This is a genomic window from Laribacter hongkongensis DSM 14985 (assembly GCF_000423285.1).
Lineage (GTDB): Bacteria > Pseudomonadota > Gammaproteobacteria > Burkholderiales > Aquaspirillaceae > Laribacter > Laribacter hongkongensis.
The window spans coordinates 150,421-167,773 of the sequence record NZ_AUHR01000004.1; the positions used below are offsets into that span (position 1 = coordinate 150,421).

18 protein-coding genes are annotated in these 17,353 nt (G+C 63.6%); 10 read left to right on the forward strand and 8 right to left on the reverse strand.

The window, feature by feature from the left end; translation table 11 throughout:
- Window positions 1-13: 13 nt before the first annotated feature.
- From G542_RS0105270 to G542_RS17410, 4 genes are all read left to right on the forward strand, one after another.
- Window positions 14-151 (forward strand): entericidin A/B family lipoprotein, encoded by a 138-nt coding sequence (locus tag G542_RS0105270; RefSeq protein WP_012696187.1) that lies wholly within the window; start codon window positions 14-16, stop codon window positions 149-151.
- Window positions 152-224: 73 nt separating this feature from the next.
- Window positions 225-347, forward strand: coding sequence for an entericidin A/B family lipoprotein (locus tag G542_RS0105275; protein WP_012696188.1), 123 nt, complete (start codon window positions 225-227; stop codon window positions 345-347).
- Window positions 344-982, forward strand: a complete 639-nt coding sequence (gene leuD / locus G542_RS0105280; protein ID WP_012696189.1) for a 3-isopropylmalate dehydratase small subunit — start codon at window positions 344-346, stop codon at window positions 980-982. The genes G542_RS0105275 and leuD overlap by 4 nt, the downstream gene beginning before the upstream one ends.
- Window positions 983-1,142: 160 nt before the next feature.
- Window positions 1,143-2,282 (forward strand): GGDEF domain-containing protein, encoded by a 1,140-nt coding sequence (locus G542_RS17410; protein WP_012696190.1) that lies wholly within the window; start codon window positions 1,143-1,145, stop codon window positions 2,280-2,282.
- A gap of 21 nt (window positions 2,283-2,303) precedes the next feature.
- Here the strand turns inward: G542_RS17410 and G542_RS0105290 are convergent, their stop codons facing one another.
- From G542_RS0105290 to G542_RS0105300, 3 genes are all read right to left on the reverse strand, one after another.
- The gene (locus G542_RS0105290) at window positions 2,304-3,428 is read right to left on the reverse strand and encodes a YbdK family carboxylate-amine ligase (protein ID WP_027823581.1); all 1,125 of its coding nucleotides are present in this window, start codon (window positions 3,426-3,428) and stop codon (window positions 2,304-2,306) included.
- A 19-nt stretch (window positions 3,429-3,447) separates the two neighbouring features.
- Window positions 3,448-4,632 carry a cation:proton antiporter domain-containing protein gene (locus tag G542_RS0105295; protein ID WP_027823582.1) on the reverse strand — a complete coding sequence of 395 codons (1,185 nt, stop codon included), beginning with the start codon at window positions 4,630-4,632 and terminating at the stop codon, window positions 3,448-3,450.
- Window positions 4,633-4,834: 202 nt separating this feature from the next.
- Window positions 4,835-5,287: a peroxiredoxin gene (locus tag G542_RS0105300; protein WP_012696193.1), complete on the reverse strand. Its 453-nt coding sequence runs from the start codon at window positions 5,285-5,287 to the stop codon at window positions 4,835-4,837.
- Window positions 5,288-5,387: 100 nt separating this feature from the next.
- Between G542_RS0105300 and earP the strand changes: the two genes are divergently transcribed.
- Complete coding sequence (gene earP, locus G542_RS0105305; RefSeq protein WP_027823583.1) at window positions 5,388-6,521, forward strand: elongation factor P maturation arginine rhamnosyltransferase EarP; 1,134 nt, start codon at window positions 5,388-5,390, stop codon at window positions 6,519-6,521.
- 61 nt (window positions 6,522-6,582) lie between these two features.
- Window positions 6,583-7,143, forward strand: a complete 561-nt coding sequence (gene efp, locus G542_RS0105310; protein ID WP_012696195.1) for an elongation factor P — start codon at window positions 6,583-6,585, stop codon at window positions 7,141-7,143.
- Window positions 7,144-7,199: 56 nt separating this feature from the next.
- Here efp and G542_RS0105315 read toward each other — a convergent pair whose 3' ends face one another.
- The 3 genes from G542_RS0105315 to G542_RS0105325 are packed head-to-tail and all read right to left on the reverse strand — an operon-like array spanning window position 7,200 to window position 9,897.
- A complete protein-coding gene (locus G542_RS0105315) occupies window positions 7,200-8,816 on the reverse strand; it encodes a sensor domain-containing diguanylate cyclase (RefSeq protein WP_027823584.1) in 1,617 nt (538 codons plus the stop codon).
- A gap of 4 nt (window positions 8,817-8,820) precedes the next feature.
- On the reverse strand, window positions 8,821-9,591 hold the full coding sequence (locus G542_RS0105320; RefSeq protein ID WP_155826613.1) for a PAS domain-containing protein: 771 nt from the start codon (window positions 9,589-9,591) through the stop codon (window positions 8,821-8,823).
- 45 nt (window positions 9,592-9,636) lie between these two features.
- Window positions 9,637-9,897, reverse strand: a complete 261-nt coding sequence (locus G542_RS0105325) for a hypothetical protein (RefSeq protein WP_027823586.1) — start codon at window positions 9,895-9,897, stop codon at window positions 9,637-9,639.
- 320 nt (window positions 9,898-10,217) lie between these two features.
- Here G542_RS0105325 and G542_RS0105330 point away from each other — a divergent pair, with 320 nt between their 5' ends.
- A complete protein-coding gene (locus G542_RS0105330) occupies window positions 10,218-10,898 on the forward strand; it encodes a hypothetical protein (protein WP_155826614.1) in 681 nt (226 codons plus the stop codon).
- Between the two features lie 37 nt (window positions 10,899-10,935).
- Window positions 10,936-11,082: a hypothetical protein gene (locus G542_RS18430; RefSeq protein WP_155826615.1), complete on the forward strand. Its 147-nt coding sequence runs from the start codon at window positions 10,936-10,938 to the stop codon at window positions 11,080-11,082.
- 154 nt (window positions 11,083-11,236) lie between these two features.
- On the opposite strand, the gene G542_RS0105340 is transcribed toward G542_RS18430, so the two are convergent.
- Both G542_RS0105340 and G542_RS0105345 read right to left on the reverse strand, forming a co-directional pair.
- Complete coding sequence (locus G542_RS0105340; RefSeq protein ID WP_027823588.1) at window positions 11,237-12,784, reverse strand: multicopper oxidase family protein; 1,548 nt, start codon at window positions 12,782-12,784, stop codon at window positions 11,237-11,239.
- Window positions 12,785-12,927: 143 nt separating this feature from the next.
- Window positions 12,928-14,694 (reverse strand): AMP-dependent synthetase/ligase, encoded by a 1,767-nt coding sequence (locus G542_RS0105345; RefSeq protein WP_027823589.1) that lies wholly within the window; start codon window positions 14,692-14,694, stop codon window positions 12,928-12,930.
- A gap of 302 nt (window positions 14,695-14,996) precedes the next feature.
- Between G542_RS0105345 and G542_RS0105350 the strand changes: the two genes are divergently transcribed.
- Together G542_RS0105350 and hemF are read left to right on the forward strand one after the other, a co-directional pair.
- The gene (locus tag G542_RS0105350; RefSeq protein ID WP_027823590.1) at window positions 14,997-16,142 is read left to right on the forward strand and encodes a trans-sulfuration enzyme family protein; all 1,146 of its coding nucleotides are present in this window, start codon (window positions 14,997-14,999) and stop codon (window positions 16,140-16,142) included.
- Window positions 16,143-16,184: 42 nt separating this feature from the next.
- On the forward strand, window positions 16,185-17,099 hold the full coding sequence (gene hemF / locus G542_RS0105355) for an oxygen-dependent coproporphyrinogen oxidase (RefSeq protein ID WP_012696202.1): 915 nt from the start codon (window positions 16,185-16,187) through the stop codon (window positions 17,097-17,099).
- Window positions 17,100-17,353 lie beyond the last annotated feature (254 nt).

The following is a 17,353-nucleotide window of genomic DNA, read 5'->3' on the forward strand; positions in this document are numbered from 1 at the left end:
AGGAGTCATCACCATGAAAACCCTGATCGGCATCCTGCTTGCCAGCTGTTTGTTGACTGCCTGCAATACCATGGCAGGCATGGGACAGGATGTGTCGTCGGCCGGTCATGCCGTGACCAACGCAGCCGACGACGTCAAGTCCAAGATGTAGTCTGGCGTCGAGCGGGGGAGGGGCGGTGCGGTAAGCGTTTGAACGCGCAGCAGCATTGCTGCGCACACCCAGCATGAAAACACTGACACTGACCCTTCTGCTCGCCGTTGCGACCCTGACCGGTTGCCATACTGTGCAAGGCATTGGCCGGGACATCCGGGCAGGCGGGGCTGCCATTGAGAGGGCCGCACAATGAAAGCCTTTACCCGACTGACCGGACTCGTCTGTCCGCTCGACCGTGCCAATGTCGACACCGACGCCATCATTCCCAAGCAGTTCCTCAAGTCGATCCAGCGTTCCGGTTTCGGCCCCAACCTGTTTGACGAATGGCGCTACCTGGACCACGGCGAACCCGGCATGGACAACAGCATCCGGCCGCAAAACCCGGATTTTGTCCTCAATTTCCCGCGCTACCAGGGCGCGCAGATCCTGCTGGCCCGCGAAAACTTCGGCTGCGGCTCCAGTCGCGAACACGCACCGTGGGCACTGGATGACTACGGCTTCCGTGTGGTGATCGCTCCGTCGTTTGCCGACATCTTTTTCAACAACTGCTACAAGAACGGCCTGCTGCCGATCGTATTGCCAGCCGAAGTGATGGACCGCCTGTTTGCCGGATGCGAAGCCTCCGAAGGCTACCGGCTGACCGTGGATCTGGCCGCGCAGACCGTGACCACACCGCAGGGGGATTCGTTCGGTTTCGACATTACCGAGCACCGCAAGCACTGCCTGCTGAACGGGCTGGACGAAATCGGCCTGACCCTGCGCCATGCCGGTGAAATCAAGGCTTTTGAAGACAATCGCCGACAAACCCAGCCGTGGTTGTTCCGCTAAGCGATACGGAAAAGGCAGCCGCTCCTGTGGACAAATCCCGCAGGGGCGGTTTTTTATGTAAAAATGGTTGCCGTTATATGCGGTTGGCACACGCAGGCCTGCCAACCTTGTTCGTCTGACTGTCAGGTGATGCTGTACCTGACTGCCCACACGGATCGACATGACCGCAGCGAAAAGTTCCTTGCCTCTGGCTGATGCCAAAAACATGCCTGCCCTGGCGCAGGAAGTGATGCAGTTGCGGCAGGAAACTGCCTTGTTGCAGCAGTTGTTGCAACTGGCTGAGCAGGTGGCGGCCGGTTTACAGCTCAACGAGGTGCTGGACAGGGTGTATGACGGATTTCGCCACCTGATTCCCTATGATCGCATCGGTTGTGCGCTGCTTGAAGAAGATGGCTGTACATTGACAGCGGTATGGTCCCGCTCGGAAGCGCATGTGCCGCACATCGGTGAGGGATTCCGGCGTGGCTATCTTGGCTCCGGACTGGCGTGTCTGCTGCATTCGGGCCGGCCGCGCATCCTCAACAACCTGCAACTGTACCTTGCCGATCATCCCGGTTCAGAAGCCACCCGCCTCATCGTGGCCGAAGGCATGCACTCCAGCCTGACCTGTCCCTTGCTGGCGCAGGGGCGGCCCGTCGGTTTCCTGTTTTTTTCCAGCATGCGTCCGCATACCTACCGGGAAGAACATGAGCAGGCCTTCATGGGCATTGCCCGCCAGCTGGCCCTGCTGATCGAACGCGGCCAGATGTGCGAGCGCTTGCAGCTCCTCAACCACGAACTGTTGCAGGCCAAGAACCAGCTGGAAGTGCGGGCCACGTATGATCCGCTGACCCAGCTGCTGAACCGGGGAGCCATTCTCGAAGGACTCAGCCAGAGCTGCTGCGATCCCTCGCAGCCACTGGCCGTCATTCTGGCCGATATTGACCACTTCAAGAACGTCAACGATGTCCACGGCCACCAGGCCGGCGACATGGCGCTGGAAGCCGTGGCCCGGCGGCTGGGCCGGGTGCTGCGCGGAGGCGATGCCGTGGGACGTTACGGCGGCGAGGAATTCCTGATCGTGCTGCCTGGCGCCACGCCTGACGTGGCCATGATCGTGGCCGAGCGGCTGCGGCAGGCAGTGGCCGGCGAGCCGGTGGACCTGGGCGGCGGGCGCAGCCAGTCACTGACCCTGAGCCTCGGCGTGTGTTGCCAGCCCGGCGGGCAGGCGCACGATGTAGCCTGCCTGATCGCCGAAGCCGACCAGGCGCTGTATGCCGCCAAGGCCGGCGGGCGCAACCAGGTCATGCTGGCCGCCTGAGCCGCCGGTGGGCTGTTGTGCTCAGAGCGTGGCCGCATCACGCATCCACACGGCGCTTTGCCGCCGGACCAGGTCATTGAGCGAGCCGCTGCGTTCGTAGAGCGTGCGCAACTGCCGGCTGGGGTTGTCGCGCGCCAGTGCCCGGGCCAGCAGTTGCTGGCGCTCGGCCTCGCAGCCCAGCGCCGCGGCCTGGGGCTCCAGCCGCGTCAGCGTCGTGACCAGATCCTGCTGCAATGACACCTGTCCGTTGTCCGCCGGGTTGAGGATCAGCCCTTCAAACCCGAAGCGACACGCCTGGAAACGGTTGTAGCTGTAGGCCAGATAGTTGTCACCGTGGATGGCCTGCCAGCCGGATTCCATGCATTCGCGTGCCAGCATCTGCGCGTAGGCCGCCAGCAGCACCGGGGTCAGCAGGTCCAGCGGCGTGTCGCACACCCGGATTTCCACCGTGCCGTATTCCGGCTTCGGGCGCACGTCCCAGTAAAAGTCCTTCATGCTCGCCACGATGCCCAGCTGCTGCATGCGGACAAAATAATCGTTGAAACCGGCCCAGTCGGTGACGCAGGGCAGCGTGCCCGACAGCGGAAAGGCATTGACGCTGGTCTGGCGCGAACTCTGGAACAGCGTGTCCACGCCCTGGTAGTAGGGAGAAGCGGCCGACAGGGCAATGAAGTGCGGAATGTAGCGGGCAAGGAAATGCGCCAGCCGGATGGCCTGGTCGCCGTCCGGGCAGCCGATGTGGATGTGCTGGCCGTAGACCGTGAACTGCTGCGCCAGATAGCCGTACAGCTCCGACACCAGCAGATAGCGCTCCTTGGGGTAGATGCGCTGCTCGCTCCAGTGCTGGAACGGATGCGCGCCGCCGCCCGCCAGTCCGAGGTTGAGCGTATCGGCCGCGCGCACCAGCACCGCGCGGATGGCATCCAGCTCCTCGAGCATGGCGCGCGTGCGGGTATGGATGGCCGTACCGATCTCGATCATGCCCTGGGTGATTTCCGGCTTGATGTCAAAGCCGTGGTCTTCGCGCCCGATCAGGCGCAGCAGGTCGTCAGAACCCCGGGTCAGGTTGTAGTCGTGCCGGTTGACGATCATGAGTTCCAGCTCCACCCCCAGTGTCAGGGGCTGGCTGGCGCAAAAATCCAGCATGGGTGCGTCCTCCTTTGCGTCAGTCCGAAGCCTCGCCCGCCTGGCGCAGGGCCAGTTGCGTCAGCGACGGCCCGGCCAGTTCGGTCAGCGTCAGCACCGTGATGGCCAGCGCCATGCTGCCGGCCGGCAGCAGCAGGCTGCCCAGCCACGGCAACAGCAGCAGGCCGGGAGCGCCGCTGCTCATCGGGGTCTGTGCCAGTGCCAGCCACAGGGTCCGGCGTCCACGGAGCCCGCTGCGGCGGGCCAGCAGCACCAGCGGCAACCACTGGCACAGCAGGCGCAGGGCGATGTAGCCGGCAGCCACCAGCCCTGCCTGTGGCAGCAGGCGCCAGTCAAACTGCGAGCCGGTGAAGATGAACAGGGCGATCAGCAGGATCGGCGTCCAGTTCAGCGGCGCAGGTTCGGTGACTGCGTAATGGCGGTCGAGATTGCGCACGGTCAGACCGTAGACCAGCGCCGCCAGTGCCGGCAGCAGCGCCAGCTCACCACCCAGCCCGGTCAACAGTGTCAGGCCACCGAGCAGCAGTGCCTGCCGGGCCACGTATTGCCGGTAGCCCAGCCATTTCGACAGGTGCAGGGTCAGCACGCCCAGCACCAGCCCGGCCAGCACGGCTGCCAGCAGCGGCAGGGCCGCGTGGCTGAACACGGTGGCGGGCGAAGCACCCTGACTGGCCTGGAGCCAGCCCAGTGCCAGGGCAAAGCAGGCAAAGCCGACCAGGTTGCCCAGCCCGGTCAGGGCCAGCAACCGTTCGGTCAGCAGGCCCTCGGCACGGGTATCACGCAGGATCGACAGCAGGACGGCCGGCGCACTGCCCATGCCGAGCGACGCCAGCAGCAGCGCCTGCGCTGCCGGCCAGCCCAGTCCGGTCAGGTACAGGCCCAGTACGCCGCCCAGCAGGGCCGAACTGGCCAGTGAGGCTGCCAGGATGTGCCGTTCGCGCCAGAGCCACGCCAGGTCGATCCGGCGGCCGACCTCGAACAGCGCCAGCCCCAGTGCCAGTTGCATGACGGGCTGGGTGGACTGGATCAACGGGGCACCCAGCAGGTCAAGGGCATGGGGGCCGATCAGGAAACCGCCGAGCAGGTAGCCGGTGACGCCGGGCAGGCGGGCGGTGCGGAAAATCAGTTGTCCGGCCACGACTCCCAGCAGCAGGAGCAGGCCGAAGGCCGTGAGGGGCGACAGGTGGGGCAGCAGCGTACTCAATCATGTCTCCTTGGCGCGGCACCGTCCTGCGAGCAGCAAGCGTTCGGGTGCGAGTGGCCGGCAAGGAGAGCCGGCGGCAGCAGGCTGCCGGCTCCACGATGGGGTGCGGACCCGCAAGGCGGGTGGCGAAGGAGGCGGAAGGAGGGTGTCCTTCCGGAAAGAAGCGGCGGAACCGCCGGAAAGGGATGAAAGGAGAAACGGCTTAGCGGGCCCGGACGGCGGCAAGCACGGCTTCGGCGTGGCCCGGCACCTTGACGCCGCGCCATTCGGCTTCGATCCGGCCGTCTTCGCCGATCAGGAAGGTGCTGCGCTCGATGCCGCGCACCTGCTTGCCGTACATGTTTTTCAGCTTCATCACGCCGAACAGGTTGCAGACGGTTTCATCCGGGTCGGACAGCAGGGGAAAGGGCAGGTCGAACTTGGCCCGGAAGTTTTCGTGCGACTTGAGGCTGTCGCGCGAAATACCGGCCACTTCGCAGCCGGCTGCCTCGAAATCGGCGTGTAGCGCGGCAAAGGCCTGCGCTTCGTTGCTGCAACCGGGCGTGTTGTCCTTGGGATAGAAATACAGCACCAGCGGCTTGCGGGCCGCTGCCAGCGTGAACGTGGTGCCGCCCGTGGCGGGCAGGCTGAAATCTGGGCAGGGAGTTCCTTGCATCCGGGTCTCCTGGAAGTGGACAGTCGGCAGGGCCGGCGGGTTTCGACGGCCGGGGCATTCATGGAACAATGCGTCCCTTTGGCCGGTTTTCAAGTTTGTCATGCTCTCATGGGATATTTTCTGCACGGTCATCGACAACTACGGTGACATCGGCGTGACCTGGCGGCTGGCGCGCCAGCTGGCGCACGAACGCCAGGAACCGGTGCGGTTGTGGGTGGATGATCTGGCCAGTTTTGCCCGGCTGGCGCCGGCGCTGGATCCGCTGGGCGGGTCGCAGTGCATCGACGGCGTGCAGGTCGAGCCGTGGGGGGCCACCCTGCCAGCCGGTGTGCAGCCGATGCAGGTGGTGGTCGAGGCGTTCGGCTGCCAGTTGCCCGACGGTTTCCGGCAGGCCATGGCCGGGCACCGGCCCGCGCCGGTGTGGATCAACCTCGAATACCTGACGGCGGAAGACTGGGCCGAGGCGTGTCATGGCCTGGCTTCGCCGCAGCCCCCGCTGGACAAATACTTCTTTTTCCCCGGATTTTCCGGCCGTACCGGCGGCCTGCTGCGCGAGGCTGCGCTGCTGGCGGAGCGTGATGCCTTTGTGGCCGACCCGGTGGCACAACAGGCGTTTCTGGCCCGGCTGGGCCTGTCTGCCTTGCCGCCGGGGCAGCCGAGGATTTCGCTGTTCGCCTATGACAATCCGGCCGTACCGGTCTGGCTCGACACCGTGGCCGCAGGCGACGAGGCGCTGACCGTGCTGGTGCCGGACGGCCGGGTGCTGGATTCGGTGGCGGACTGGCTGGGGCGACGGCCGGCGGTGGGCGAGGTGGTCAGCCGCGGGGCGCTGACGCTGGCCGTGCTGCCGTTTGTCGCACAGCCCGATTACGACCGGCTGCTGTGGTGTTGCGAGGAGAACTTCGTGCGCGGCGAGGATTCGTTCGTGCGGGCACAGTGGGCCGGCCAGCCATTGACCTGGCACATCTACCGGCAGGAGGAAGACGCCCATCTCGTCAAGCTGGAAGCCTGGCTGCAACGCTGGTGCGAGGGGCTGGATGCCCCGGTGGCCGAGGCTGCCCGGGCATGGCAGCTGGCGTGGAATGCCGGGCCGGAAAACGTGCCGCAGGCATGGTGGCAATGGCGGGCTGTGCGCCCGGCATTGGCCACACAGGCCCGGCGCTGGGTGAAGATGCGTACAGGCGACGGCGACCTGGCGTCCAATCTGGCGCGTTTTTGCGAAAGTCTTTTATAATCACGCGTTTTCCGAAACGCCGGCCCTTGGTGGCCGCTAATCAGACAGTTACAGGAATCAGATGAAGATCGCTCAGGAACTCCGCTCCGGCAACGTGTTCATGCTCGACGGCCAACCGATGGTGGTGCAGAAGACCGAATACAACAAGTCCGGTCGCAACGCCGCAGTCGTCAAGATGAAGATGAAGAACCTGCTTACTGGCAGCGCCAGCGAAGCGGTGTACAAGGCTGACGAAAAGTTCGACATCGTCGTGCTCGACAAGAAGGAATGCACCTATTCCTACTTCGCCGATCCGATGTACGTGTTCATGGACGGCGAGTTCAACCAGTACGAAGTCGAAGCCGAAAACATGGAAGACGTGCTGCCCTTCCTGGAAGACGGCATGACCGATCCGTGCGAAGTGGTGTTCTACGAAGGCCGCGCCATTTCGGTCGAACTGCCGACCACCGTGGTGCGTGAAGTGGAATACACCGAACCGGCCGTGCGCGGCGACACTTCGGGCAAGGTCCTGAAGCCGGCCCGCCTGCATAACGGCACCGTGATCCAGGTGGCTGCATTCGTCGAAATCGGTGACAAGATCGAAATCGATACCCGCACCAGCGAATTCAAGAAGCGCGCCTGATACGTTCCGGCCCTGCTTCGATGTCATGCCCCGGCCTTGCCGGGGCATGTTTTTTTTCAGCTGTGCGAAATCACCGTCTGTTCGGACAGCTTGTAGCGGGTGATATCGATGCAGTTGATCAGGGCCACATGCTCGTGTCCGCACCACGACAGCAGCGAAGTCTGAACGTCCGACCAGATGCCCAGCGAGGGGTTGTAGACCTCGCGGCGGGCATGACGGCTGCTGGCAGACAGCTGGGGCAGCGGGCAGTGCTCGCAGGGTGTGACGCAGCCGTCAAAAAAGGCCTCGTGGCACACGTCGTCAACCCTGGCTGTCGGAACCAGCTCGTGGGTCTTGCGGTTGAGGTAGAGCAGCCGGTGGGTGTCACAGTCCACCACGTAGGTGGCGTTGTCGACGCTGTCGAGAATGGCCTGCAGGTTGTTGTGTGCCGATTGCAGTCCGGCGGCCAGCCGGGCCTTGAGCAGGAAGGTGCCGATCAGCTTTGACAGCGTGCTGAGCGCGCCGATTTCCTCGTCACTCCACTGGCGGGAGCCCTGGCAGTCGTCAAAACCGTCAAAGCCGCGTAGCTCGCCGGCATCGATGATTGCAACCAGCAGGATGGCGGTAATCCCCTGAGATCGCAGGAAGCTGCGCAGGTCCGGCTCCAGCTCGCTGATGTTGCTGCAGTTGAATACGCCGTCCGGGCCGAAGCGCGACAGGAAGGCGGAAAAATTGCTGTACGGGAAATTCTGCAGCTTCGGCTTCATCGCTTCCGTCTGCGGAGCGCACCATTCGTAGGTGTTGTCGACCAGCGGTTCATGCGCGTGCTTTTCAAACACATAGCAACGGCTGACTTTGTAACGGTTGCCCAGCAGGTCGAGGATCAGCTCAAGTACCGTGTCCATGTCGCGGGCCTGGTAGAGCAGCTCCAGTACTGTGGCGAACAGCGAATCGTCGTGCTGGATGGTGGCGGACGGTTCTTGCGCCGCCCGCTGGCTGTGGTATTCGGCCGGTACGTCGTGCAGCTTGGGCGAATAGAGGGCGTAATGGTTCTTGCCCATGGCCTTGACGTGATAGAGCGCCTGGTCCGCACGGGTAAACAGCTCGGTGTAGTGCGCACCGTGCTCGGGCGTGCAGGCAATGCCGATGCTGGCGCTGATCTGGCAGGTCCGGCTGGTCTGCCGGAACGTCTTGCGCAGTGCCTGGCAGAGCTCGCGTGCCTTGCCGACCAGCTGGACGGGAGAGCCGACATGGCGCATGAACACCAGGAATTCGTCACCGCCGATCCGTCCCAGCAGGTCACCGCTGCGGAAATGCTGTTGCAGCTGCATGGCCAGATTGGCCAGCACGGCGTCGCCGAACAGGTGGCCGAAGGTGTCGTTGATGTCCTTGAAATTGTCGATGTCGATGATCAGCAGCGCGTGATGGCCCGGGTCCTGTTGCAGGCAGTCCTCGATGCGGGTCTCGATGGCAAACTTGTTCAGGAGCGGGGTCAGGTGGTCGGTCTGCGCTTCGTGGTGGATGCGTTCCTGCTGGCGTTTTTGCTCGTCGATGCTGGAGACACAGAAAATCAGCCGGTCGGGGACGCCGCCGTCATCCAGTACCGGAATCGTGATGCAGCGCCGCCATTCATGGCCGCCCTGTTTCAGGGACTTGCGGTATTCGCTGATGTGGATGCCGGTATTTTTCTGCAATCGTTCATGTATGCACTCGGGGAAATAGGTCTGGCGGACGATTTCCTGGTCTTCCGGGAAGGGTGGCCCGCAGGATGCGACCGGCATTCGTGCGGAATGAACTGGTCATTTCAATGTCGATATGGCTGCGTACATCCGTAATCGGCATGAATGAATCGCGTTCGAGCTCCACTTCAAATACAAGCTGGTACATGGCTCCCAGTGCCTGGCGGTAGCTGTCGGCATTGCGCTGCTGGACCTGCATCTGCTGGCGATGGGCGCCGATGTCGACCAGAACGGCATGAATCTGGCCGTCCGGCAGCCTGCGGCCTTTTTCCAGCAGCCAGCAGCTTGATCCGTCTGGCCGGCGTACCTGGTATTCAAGCTCGATGTCCTGATTGGCCTGCAACAGCAGCTGGCGGTTTGCCAGAGCATGGCCGGCTTCGTTTTCCAGCATGAGTTCCCGCAGTCCGGAGGGCGTACTGTCCCGTCCGATGAGGCTCAGGAATCCGGCACTGCAAAAAGTCAGGGTCAGGGCATCGTCCAGGTGGTACAGGCATACGGCACCGGGCATGTTGTCGAGTACGGCATTCAGCTCGAGGTTGCGCTGGTTGAGTTCACGCGTGCGCTTGTCCAGCAGTGCCCGCAGCCGCTGGTTCTGTTCCGCCGTGCGCTGGCTGGGCACATATTCCTGTTCGGCCTGATCGGTGTTCGGGGTCGAGGTATGCAGCTGCTCGATGCGCATGGAATCCCCCGCCTCGCAACACACGCAACTGATGCGCAGGAGGAGTTCCATCGGCAGCAGGTCGCTGCTGTCATTCTGGCGCAGATGCAGTTCTGCCTAGATGCAGCAGCAGTCCGGCGTGATGGCCGTGCTGCGGTAGTGCTGCTGGATGATGTCGAAATGGCCCTGCCACGACAGGCGCTCGGCTTCGAGAAGCAGTGCCACCTTGGCCCGGGAATGTGCAACTTCGTGGCTGCCTGTGCCGAACCATGCCACCCGGGGGGACAGGTGGGACAGGAGCGGCGAGTAATCACGATCGACAAAATACGTGCGAAAGATCTCTTTGAGGCTGGAGAGTGCGCGGGATTCAAAGGCCATGGTGCTGCCGATCGTTCAAGGTTGGATTATCCGGACCCGGATATCAGTAGGAGATGAAATATGATTCATGACGAACAGGCAGCTGTTGATTTTTGCCAAAGCATTTGTAATCAGTGAGCGGATGAGTGCTTGTCCTGCAAGAAAAAAGTCATTCAATTTGACATTTGTGAGGCGCGCATTTTCCACTGCCGGTCCTGGCGTTTTCTGCCGGTCATCCGTACCGTTCGGCAGCCTGTTTGCGGCCGGACAGCCGGCACTGGCAGCAGGAGGCCGTCCAGCTGCCTACTGTCAGAGCCTCGGGACAGATTCAGGGGACGGCGATGCGGTTGCGGACAATTCGGACAGGAGGAGCGCTGGCGTTGCTGCTGGCCATGACGATGGTGCAGGCGGCTGAATCCGGTGCGCCAGACTGGAGCCAGCGCGTGGCCGGCCTGCAAATGCCCATGGGCAGCATGATGGAGCCGGCTGCCGCAGGGCGGCACTGGCAGGCCATGCAGGGCTATCTGCGCGACATGGACCAGTCGGGTGCCTGCGGCATGATGGGCTGTGGTGAATGGGGGCCGGGCATGATGGCCGGCTCCGGCTGGTCCATGCCGTCGGGCATGTCACCAGCCGCGTATGCTCAAGCCATGCAGCCGCAGGTCAGCCGCATGCAGTCCGACATGAACCGGCTGGCCGCCATGCCCGACGGCCCGGAGCGGCAGGCTGCCCTGCGCCGGCACTGGCAGGACAGCTACCGGCAGATGCAGACCCTGCGCGGCAATGGCTGGATGTGGCAGCACACGGCAGCTCCGGCCGGCAACCACGGTGCCCGGCTGGTGCAGCGCTATTGCAGCCAGTGCCATGCCGCTCCGGCACCCGACCGCTTGCCCGCCGGTCGCTGGCCAGGGGTTGTGGCACACATGGAAAGTTACATGCGGGCGGCCCACGGACGGGTGGCCGTACCGAGTGCCGCCGATGTAGCGGTGATCGACCACTATTTGCAGGGAGCACACCAATAAGGTCCGGGCTGCCGTTCGGCCAGACCGGTCCTGCGGCGTGATCCAGGGTCTGGTCATCCGGTTGCCCGTGTTGCGCGTCGTGCATCCGGTGCCGGCCATGGATGAACCTGCACCGGATGGGACAGGCTGCGTGCAGGTGATTCCCGTGCAGCAGCAGGCCTGTGTGCAGTGGTGGCTGGCATGACGCCGGTCGGGAAAGCGACACCGGCCTCCGGCTCATGCCGGCCGGTACGGGCAGTGGCTTTCCGTGCAGTGGCCGGCAGCGCTGTCCGGCCGGATTCATCCATCCCGGGGCAAGGGCCGGACAAACATGCTGCCTGCCCGGCCCTTGCCCGGTTTCAGCCGCCGGCGCGGTATTCGATCACCCGCAGCATGCCGGTCACCATGTGGTACATGTTGTGGCAGTGGAATACCCAGCGGCCGGGATTGTCGGAATAGAACGCCAGCGTGACCCGTGATTTCGGCGGCACCGAATAGGTATCCATCAGTGCCGAATGCGCTGCGTCCGTCATGCCTTCGCGCTCCACCCGGAAGAAATGCCCGTGCAGGTGCATCGGGTGGAACATCATGGTGTCGTTGACCACCTCCAGCCTGACCCGGCGGCCGGCGGTGACCAGCTGCGGGCGGGCATCCGGGTAGTACTCGCCGTTGATGCTCCAGCGGTAGGTCTGCATGTTGCCGGCCAGCACTTCCGGCACCGTTTCCACCAGCGCGGCCGGCAGTTCGGTAACGAACGGCGCACGGACATCGTCGGCATCGACCGTTTTGCCTTCCAGCCGGGTATTGGCCGGTGACGGCGCGGCCGCCTTGCCCGGCAGGGGGGCGCCGCCGACGCGCAACAGCGCCAGTGCGCCGCCGGTCTGGCCGATCGCAGCGCCGGTGATGCGGTAGATGCCGGGCTTGCCGACCCTGACCAGCGCATCGTAGCGCTCGGCCGTTGCCAGCAGGATGTTGTCGGCCGGCAGCGGGCGCGTGCGGTTGCCGTCCTTGGCCACCACTTCCAGCGGGTGCGACTGCACGTTGAACAGGAAATACGACGAGGCCGAGGCATTGAGGATGCGCAGGCGCAGCACTTCACCCGGCCGGGCGTCGATCACCGCCGGTTCGTCGGGCAGGCGGCCGTTGAGCGGAAACAGGCCGTACTGCACGTCCACGCCGAACATCTTGCCGCCCGGATAGGGAAACACCGGTTGCGAGGGCGGGGTGACGGCAGCTTGGGCGGCGGGCGGGGCCGGTTTGCCTTGCAGGGCGGCCAGCACCTGTTCCGGGTCAGCCGTCAGGCGGTCTTCCATGAACAGCACCGCTTCGCGGTCATATTTCAGCCCGTCATTGTCCGGGCTTTCGAGGATCAGCGGACCGGCCAGCCCCTGCTGTTCCTGTAGCCCCATGTGCGAGTGGTACCAGAAGGTGCCCGACTGCACCACCGGCCAGGCATAGGTGGTTTCGATGCCGGACGGCAGGGGCACCTGTGACACGTCAGGCACGCCGTCCATCAGGTTGGGCACGATGATGCCGTGCCAGTGCACCGTGGTCGGCTGCTTGAGCCGGTTGCGCACGGTGACGTAAAACATCTCGCCTTTTTTCAGGCGGATTTCCGGTCCGCTGGGCTGGCTGTTGATGCGGATCAGCTGACCGCCGCCGGCCAGCGTCGGGCCGGGTGCGATGTCCAGATGGAATTTCTTCCACGGAAAGCCCGGTGGCGTGGCACTGGTCACGTCTGCCGGCAGGTTCCTGCCGGCGGCAGCCGGTGTTGCGGCACGGGCCGGACGGAAGGCAGGGGCAAGCAGGGCCGCCGCCCCCAGCCCGAGCAGGTGGCGGCGGCTGAGGCCGTGCGGGGTATCGACGTTGTCGTCGGAGAGGGGGGCGTCGGGCGGATCGGACAGCATGGTTCTGGCTCCGGAAAACGGGGAGGAAACTCCCGGTGGTCTGAGCCTCGGAAACTTTTGCCGCTGATGCCAGCACCGTGCGAAGAACGGCACAACGCCCCGGACAGCGGGTGTGCCGGGGCGTTGTCGGGCCGGAGCAGCGATCAGGAATGATGCGGGTAGAGCGAGTCGATCAGCTTGCGGAAACGTTCGGTGATGACCTTGCGCTTGAGCTTGAGCGTCGGAGCCAGCTCGCCGGCGTCGATGCTCCACGGCCGTTCGACCAGCGCCACTTTCTTGACCTGCTCCCAGCTGCCGAACAGGCGGTTGAAGCGCTTGACCTCGTGCTCGATCAGCTCGCGCACCTTGGGGTGGCTGGCCATCTCGGCCTCGCTCTTGATCTGGAGACCCTGCTGGCTGCACCAGGCGCGTACCTGGTCAAACAGCGGCACCACCAGCGCGCTGGCGTACTTGCGGCCGTCGCCGACCACCATCACCTGGTCGATGTAGGCCGATTCCTTGAGCTTGTTCTCGATCACCTGCGGGGCGACGTACTTGCCGCAGCTGGTCTTGAACATTTCCTTCTTGCGATCGGTGATGCGCAGATTGCCGCGGGCGTTGATCTCGCCGACGTCACCGGTGTGCAGCCAGCCGTCCTTGAGCGTCTCGCGGGTCATCTCCTCGTCCTTGTAGTAGCCCATCATCACGTTGGGCCCGCGGGCGAGGATTTCACCGTCTTCGGCAATGCGGATCTCGACGTTGTCGAGCGGAATGCCGACGGTGCCGATGTCCACCTGGTCGGCGTCCAGCTGGTTGCCGGTCAGGACCGGAGCGGATTCGGTCATGCCGTAGCCTTCGGTCACCATGATGCCGGCAGCCCAGAACACGCGCGCAAGGCGTGGCTGCAAGGCGGCCGAGCCGACCACGATGACCTGGACCTCGTTGCCCATGGCGGCACGCCACTTGCTGTAGACGAGCTTGTCGTACAGCTTGTACTGCAAGGCGGCCAGTCCCTTGGGTGGGGTGTTGGGCTCGAAGGATTCGGCAAAGCGCAGCGCCGCTTCGTAGAGCTTGCGGGTCACGCCCTTGAGTTCGTGGCTCTTGGAGACGAACTTCTCGTATACCTTTTCCAGGAGGCGCGGCACGGTGGTGAACATCTGCGGATGCACGTCCTGCAGGCTGGCGGCAATGACGTCCATGCTCTTGGCGTAGTAGATGCTGACGCCGGCGCTGATGTAGAAGTAGCAGGCGGTCCGCTCGAACACGTGCGACAGCGGCAAGAAGCTCACCGTGCGCCACTGGCCCGGTACCAGCGGCTTGACGAAGCGGCAGACCGCTTCCACCTGGCTGACCACGTTGCGGTGGCTCAGCATCACGCCCTTGGGACGGCCGGTGGTGCCGGAGGTGTAGATGATGGTCAGGAGGTCGTCCGGACGCACCGAGTCGCGCAGCGCGGCCAGTACCTCGGGATTGCCGTCGCCACCGGCCATCAGGAGTTCTTCCCAGTTGGTGGCGCCTTCGACGTTTTCGAAGGTGTAGACCGGACAGTTCATGCCCTGGGTGGCATCCTTGAGCTTGCCGTACAGGGCCTTGTCGCCGGCAAAGGCCAGCCTGATTTCTGCGTGCTGCACGATGAAACGCATGTCGTCGAGCGTCAGCGTCGGGTACAGCGGCACGCTGACGGCGCCGATCTGCTGCAGGGCAAAGTCGATGAAGTGCCACTCGGGACAGTTGTTGGCAATCAGGGCAACGGTATCGCCGCGACGGATGCCGAGCTTGAGCAGCCCCTGGCTCAGGCGGTCGACGATTTCCAGGACTTCCTGCGTGTTGAAACGCTGCCAGTCTTTCCCCTTGCGTGCACTCAGGCAGTCGGCCTTGGGGTAGTTCGCAAGCTGGTGACGGAGGAAGTCAAAAACGCGTTGGTTGGACATTCGTGAATTCAGCAATGCTGGAAAGGCGTGGAAAATAGCCCTTTTGTAATGGGATGTAAAGGCAAGTACTTTGGAAATTATTGAGAAATATCAATGGTTTCCATATGGGATTTAATTTTTCCCCATCATGCCCGTGTCGCTTTGGAGTGAAAGCTCTATCTAGGTTTCGTGACTCATCCGCATGAAAACACAACACTTTTAGCGGCGGGTTAACGCCGGGATCCGGGCCGGACTGGCGTATTTGTCTCGGCTCCGGGCGGCTGTTACCCTGCCGGTCCCGATCTGCGTGCAGGAGTACCGTTATGAAGTTTGCCACTCGCGCCATCCATGCCGGCTATGAACGTGACCCGGCCACGCATGCGGTCATGCCTCCGGTGTACCAGACCTCGATTTTCAGCTACGACCGGCTGGGCGACGAGCAGCCGTACTCCTATTCACGTTCGGCCAATCCGACCCGTGCAGCGCTGGAGGCCAATGTGGCGGCGCTGGAAGGCATGCAGTACGGCCTGGCTTTCGGCAGCGGCATGGCCGCCATTGATGCCGTGCTGCGTGCCACGCTGGTCGCCGGCGACGAAGTGATCGCACTGGCCGACTGTTACGGTGGTGCCTACCGGCTGCTGACCCGGATCTATGCTCCGGCCGGCGTGACGGTGACGTTCCTGGACCTGACCACCCGCCCGGAACAGCTGGAAGACGCCATTGGCGAACGCACCCGGCTGGTCTGGCTGGAATCTCCCACCAATCCGCTGCTCAAGCTGGTGGACCTGCCGCGCGTGGCCGCCATCTGCCGCGCCCGTGGCGTGACCACCGCCATCGACAACACGTTTGCCTCGCCGTACCTGCAAAACCCGCGCGATTCCGGCATCGACATCGTCATGCACTCGGCCACCAAATACCTGGCCGGCCACTCGGACGTGATCCTCGGCGTGGTCTGTACCGACAACGAGCAGCTGGCCGCCAGGCTCAAGCTGGTGCAGAACTCGGCCGGTGCCGTGCCGGGACCGCAGGACTGCTTCCTGGCCCTGCGCGGCATCAAGACCCTGGCCTTGCGCATGCAGCGCCACTGCGACAATGCCATGGCCGTGGCCGGTTTCCTGGCCACGCATCCGGCGATCGACAAGGTGATTTATCCCGGGCTGCCGACGCACCCTCAGCATGAGCTGGCCAGCCGGCAGATGCGCGGCTTTGGCGGCGTGGTCACCATCTATTTGAAGGATGACTCGCGGGCAGCCGCCGCACAGGTGGCCGAGCGGCTGCAATGGTTTGCGCTGGGCGAGTCGCTCGGCGGGGTGGAAAGCATCGTCAACCATTCCGCCACCATGTCGCATGGCTCGATGCCGGCCGGGGTGAAACAGGCGCTCGGCATTCGTGAAGGCATGCTGCGGCTGTCGGTCGGTATCGAGGACGTGGACGACCTGCTGGCCGACCTTGCGCAGGCGCTGGCGTAAAGCGCGGGTAGAATGGCGGATTTGATCCTGATCAAGTCCGCCATGACCGAACTGCCTGTTGCTTCCCTCAAGAACTACTTCACTTCCTTGCAGGCGCGCATTGTTGACGCGCTGGAATCCCTCGACGGCGGTGGCCGTTTTCACCGCGATGGCTGGCAACGGCCAGCCGGGGGCGGCGGGCTCAGCTGTGTGCTGGAAGAGGGCGCGCTGTTCGAGCGCGGCGGCGTGAACTTTTCCCATGTGCAGGGCGGTGCGCTGCCGGCTTCTGCCACCGCGGCCCGGCCCGAGCTGGCCGGGCGGGCCTTCGAGGCGATGGGCGTGTCGCTGGTCCTGCACCCGCGCAATCCGTACGTACCGACCACGCACATGAACGTGCGCGTCTTCATGGCCACGGCCGAAGGCCAGCCGCCGGTGTGGTGGTTTGGTGGCGGCATGGACCTGACGCCTTATTATGGTGAGGCCGAAGATGCGGTGCACTTTCACCGGGTCTGCCGCGATGCGCTGGCACCGTTCGGTGCCGACCGCTACCCGGCTTACAAGGCATGGTGTGACCGCTACTTTTTCCTCAGGCACCGCAACGAACCGCGCGGCATTGGCGGTGTGTTTTTCGATGACCTGAACGACCTGGGTTTCGAGCAGAGCTTTGCCCTGACCCGCAGCGTGGGGGATGCCTTTCTGGAGGCCTATGTGCCGATCGTGCAAAAGCGGCAGCAGCAGCCGTTTGGTGCGCAGCAGCGCGAATGGCAGGCCATCCGCCGAGGACGCTATGTGGAATTCAACCTGGTGTTTGACCGCGGCACCCTGTTCGGCCTGCAATCGGGTGGACGCACTGAGTCGATCCTGATGTCGATGCCGCCGCAAGTACAGTGGCGCTATGACCATCATCCCGAAGCCGGCTCGCCGGAAGCTCTGCTGCTGTCGGATTTCCTGACCGGACGCGACTGGCTGGCCGACTGAAAAGACGCATGTCCGGCATCCCGTTGCCCTGACGGCGGGCCGCATGATTCAGGCCCGTCATGTGTAATACATGACGGGTTTTCTTCGGCTTTCTTGCTATGACAAATAAATAATATCGGTTGTTTTTGTGGTTTTGAACTGATTTTTGTGTCTATTTTATTAAACATTTGTAAGGCTGTTTTGCATGGCGGTCATGTTTTGTGAATTGTTTTTCAGTAAAAAATGCCGGAAATGAATTTATAAGCTATTGAATT